The sequence below is a fragment of the Streptomyces durbertensis genome, from assembly GCF_014156695.1.
Lineage (GTDB): Bacteria > Actinomycetota > Actinomycetes > Streptomycetales > Streptomycetaceae > Streptomyces > Streptomyces durbertensis.
On sequence record NZ_WMLF01000564.1, the window covers coordinates 1 to 2959 of the forward strand.

Consider the following 2959-nt stretch of genomic DNA (forward strand, 5'->3'; position numbering starts at 1 on the left):
CCGCCACCCACCTCCGCCACCTCCTCGACACCGCTCTCACCCACGCCACGCGCCGCTGAGGCCGGTTGACGTGCGACTCGTCCGGGCGGGCCTCAGCCCCAAACCTCGGGGCCGCCGCCGCGCCACTCGATCAGGCCCTCCTCGCGGAGGTCCGGGTCCTCGATGCCGGCCCGCCGTAGGAACTCCTCCAGGTCGGTGGCGCTGTACGCGACGCCGAGGATCTCGCCGTCGGCCCGCACCCGCCGGCCGCCGGACGGCGCCGGCGGATAAACGATGATCGGAGCAGCAGCCATACCGCCACCCTGCACCGCCGCACCCCGCCCCGCACGCCGGCGCACGGCCGATCGGCGTCCGGGGGCGCGCACGTCCGACGCGGCCTAGCGTGGGAGGTGAGGAGATGAGGGACATGGCGGACCATGTGTTGAGCGAGGTCAGCGCCGAGGTGGCGCCGGAGCGCGAGGCCGACCTCCTCGCGGCCTACCGGGAGCTGGTCGCGGGCGCGCTGCCCGACGGGCTGGTGCGGACGGAGCTGCTGCGGGGCGGCGACGGGCTCTGGCGGATCCAGACGCTGTGGCGGGACCGCGCCGCCTTCGAGGCCGTCCGCACGGCGCCGAAGCCGCCGGCCGCGCCTCGCCTCTTCCGCGAGGTCGGCGCCGAGCCGCGACTCGCGGTCTTCGACGTACCCGTGCGGCACGATCCGTCGGGGGAACCCCTCTGACGAGCCCGCTTCGGCTTCTCCTCGCCCCGCGCCTCACCCGGGCTTCCCGCGCCTCACCCGGGCATCGGCATGAGCAGCAGCGGTGTGGTGGTCGGTTCCTCGGAGCCGCCGGCGGGTTCCAGGGTGAGGCCGACCGCGCTCGCGTCGGAGGTGTCGCCCTCGACGAGGACCGCGCCGTCGCCGTGGAGGAATCCGGCGGGCAGCATCGTGCCGTCGTGGTCGAGCCACAGCTGGTAGACGGCGCCGGACGCGGGGGCCGGCAGCCCGGACGCCGTGAGCACGGCCATGTCGTGGGCGCGCGAGGCGACAATCGTGGTGGTGGCGCCGTTGGTGGTGCGTCCGCGCACGGTGCGGGCGTCGTCCGCGGTGAGCACGGCGCTGATGTCGCGGAGGCGTTCCTCCGCCTGGGCGGCCTGGTCGCGGGCGCGCTCGCCCTGCTGGTACTGCCACGCAGCCAGCCCGCCGAAGGAGGCCGCGGCGGCGACGGCGGCGGCGATCGCGAAGGCGGCGGCCTGGCGCCGGAGCGGTCCGCGGGGGCGGACGGGCGTGGTGGTCGCGGACAGGCGCGGAGGGAGCTGGCGCACGCCGTCGACGGACGACATGACCCGCTCCTTCATCGCGGCGGGCGGCGGCTGCGCGGCGGCCGCCGCGAGCCGTGCGGCGGTGGCCTCGAACTCGGCGGCCTCCAGACGGCACGCCTCGCAGTCGCCGAGGTGGGCGGCGAACGCGTCGCGCTCGTCGGCGGCCAGGGCGTTCAGCGCGTACGCCGCAGCGAGGGTGTGAACGTCCTCGTGCTGTTTCATGTGGTCACCCCCATGCAGTCGCGCAGCCGGATCAACCCGTCGCGCATGCGTGTCTTGATCGTCGGAAGCGGCGCGCGGAGTGTCTCGGCGACCTCGCGGTAGGTCAGGCCACGGTAGTAGGAGAGGGTGACGGCCTGGCGCTGGAGTTCGGTGAGGCCGCGCAGGCAGCGGCGGACCTGTTCGCTCTCCAGGCGGGTCTCGACCCGTTCGACGACGTCGTCGAAGGGGCGGGACCGGTCGCGGACGGCCTGGGCGTGCTCGCGGTCGGCGGCCGCCTGGGCGGACCGGACCCGGTCGACGGCCCTGCGGTGCGCGATGGTGGCGACCCAGGTGGTCACCTTCCCGACTTCGGGCCGGTAGCGGGCGGCTTGCCGCCACACCTCCAGCATCACCTCCTGGGCGACCTCCTCGGACTGCGCCCGGTCCCGCACCACCCGGCTGACGACGCCGAAGACGAGCGGCGCCAGGTGGTCGTAGAGGGTGGAGAAGGCGTCCTTGTCACCGTGGGCGACCTGCTCCATGACCTGTCCGAGGTCGACCTGCCCGGGTTGCGGCGTGTCGTCCGCACTCGCGGTGAGCCGGCGGTTCACCGGCCGGGCCCGGGCTCTGGCGGGTGGGGTGTCCTTCGCACGTGGTGTCCTCTTCTCCTGTCGGTCCTGGCCGTGGGGCTCTTCGCCTCACGTCTTCTTCGGAGCGGACGGGGTGAGCGGATGGCCCGGAACGCGGCGGGTCGCGCCGGGCCGATCGGCGGCACCGCAACCGGGCCGATCGGCGGCGGAACCGCCGGGCCGACGCCGTCAACTTCCGGTCTTCGGTGACTCCTTCGGGTGAGTGGCCAATCCGGTCGGCGGACGGCCGCGAATCAGCGACGTGAGAACGGACAGGGAAACGGCGATACGGACGGCGCAGGGCGCGGCGAGCGGCCTGCTGGCCGGCTACGCGGCGCTTGCCGTCGCCGAACTGGTCGCCGCGCTGGTCCGGCCTGCGGCGAGTCCGCTGACCGCGATCGGCGGGGCGGCCGTCGACCGTACCCCGGCGCCGGTCAAGGACTGGGCGATCCGGACCTTCGGGGAGCAGGACAAGCTTGTGCTCCAGGTGGGCATGCTGCTCACGATCGCGCTGTTCGCGGCGCTGCTCGGGGTGCTGGCGACCCGGCGGCGGCGGACGGCCTGCCTGGCCATGGCGCTGTTCGGCGCCGTGGGGGCGGTCGCCGCCCTCGGCCGCCCCGACGCGGCCGGCCCGGCCGACGCGTTGCCCTCGCTGGTGGCGGGTGTGGTCGCCGCCGCCGTGCTCTTCCTGCTCGCCGGGAAGGCGGCATCGGCCCCCACCGACCCGGAGACCGCGGGAAGCGGGCTGCCCGGATGGTGGAGTCGGCGCGGGTTCCTGTCCGCGGCCTCCCTGACGGCGGCGGCCGCGACCGGCGCGGGCGGGCTCGGGC

Annotated in this window: 4 protein-coding genes and 1 pseudogene; 2 read left to right on the forward strand and 3 right to left on the reverse strand. The window is 75.4% G+C overall.

Annotated elements, in window-relative coordinates:
- Window positions 1-92 precede the first annotated feature (92 nt).
- Window positions 93-293 carry a hypothetical protein gene (locus tag GL263_RS24375; protein WP_182857901.1) on the reverse strand — a complete coding sequence of 67 codons (201 nt, stop codon included), beginning with the start codon at window positions 291-293 and terminating at the stop codon, window positions 93-95.
- A gap of 113 nt (window positions 294-406) precedes the next feature.
- On the opposite strand from GL263_RS24375, the gene GL263_RS24380 reads away from it, so the two are divergent.
- Window positions 407-718, forward strand: coding sequence for an antibiotic biosynthesis monooxygenase family protein (locus GL263_RS24380; protein ID WP_182857902.1), 312 nt, complete (start codon window positions 407-409; stop codon window positions 716-718).
- Between the two features lie 53 nt (window positions 719-771).
- Here GL263_RS24380 and GL263_RS24385 read toward each other — a convergent pair whose 3' ends face one another.
- A complete protein-coding gene (locus GL263_RS24385) occupies window positions 772-1521 on the reverse strand; it encodes an anti-sigma factor (RefSeq protein WP_182857903.1) in 750 nt (249 codons plus the stop codon).
- Window positions 1518-2111 (reverse strand): ECF RNA polymerase sigma factor SigK, encoded by a 594-nt coding sequence (sigK, locus tag GL263_RS24390; protein ID WP_438948000.1) that lies wholly within the window; start codon window positions 2109-2111, stop codon window positions 1518-1520. The genes GL263_RS24385 and sigK overlap by 4 nt, the downstream gene beginning before the upstream one ends.
- 280 nt (window positions 2112-2391) lie before the next feature.
- Here sigK and GL263_RS24395 point away from each other — a divergent pair.
- Window positions 2392-2959: pseudogene (locus tag GL263_RS24395) on the forward strand (molybdopterin-binding oxidoreductase); the annotation flags it as partial.

Bases quoted from the DNA above. Each gene is read 5' to 3' on its own strand.
- GL263_RS24375 (WP_182857901.1), bottom strand. From the start codon at position 293: ATGGCTGCTGCTCCGATCATCGTTTATCCGCCGGCGCCGTCCGGCGGC.
- GL263_RS24380 (WP_182857902.1), top strand. From the start codon at position 407: ATGGCGGACCATGTGTTGAGCGAGGTCAGCGCCGAGGTGGCGCCGGAG.
- GL263_RS24385 (WP_182857903.1), bottom strand. From the start codon at position 1,521: ATGAAACAGCACGAGGACGTTCACACCCTCGCTGCGGCGTACGCGCTG.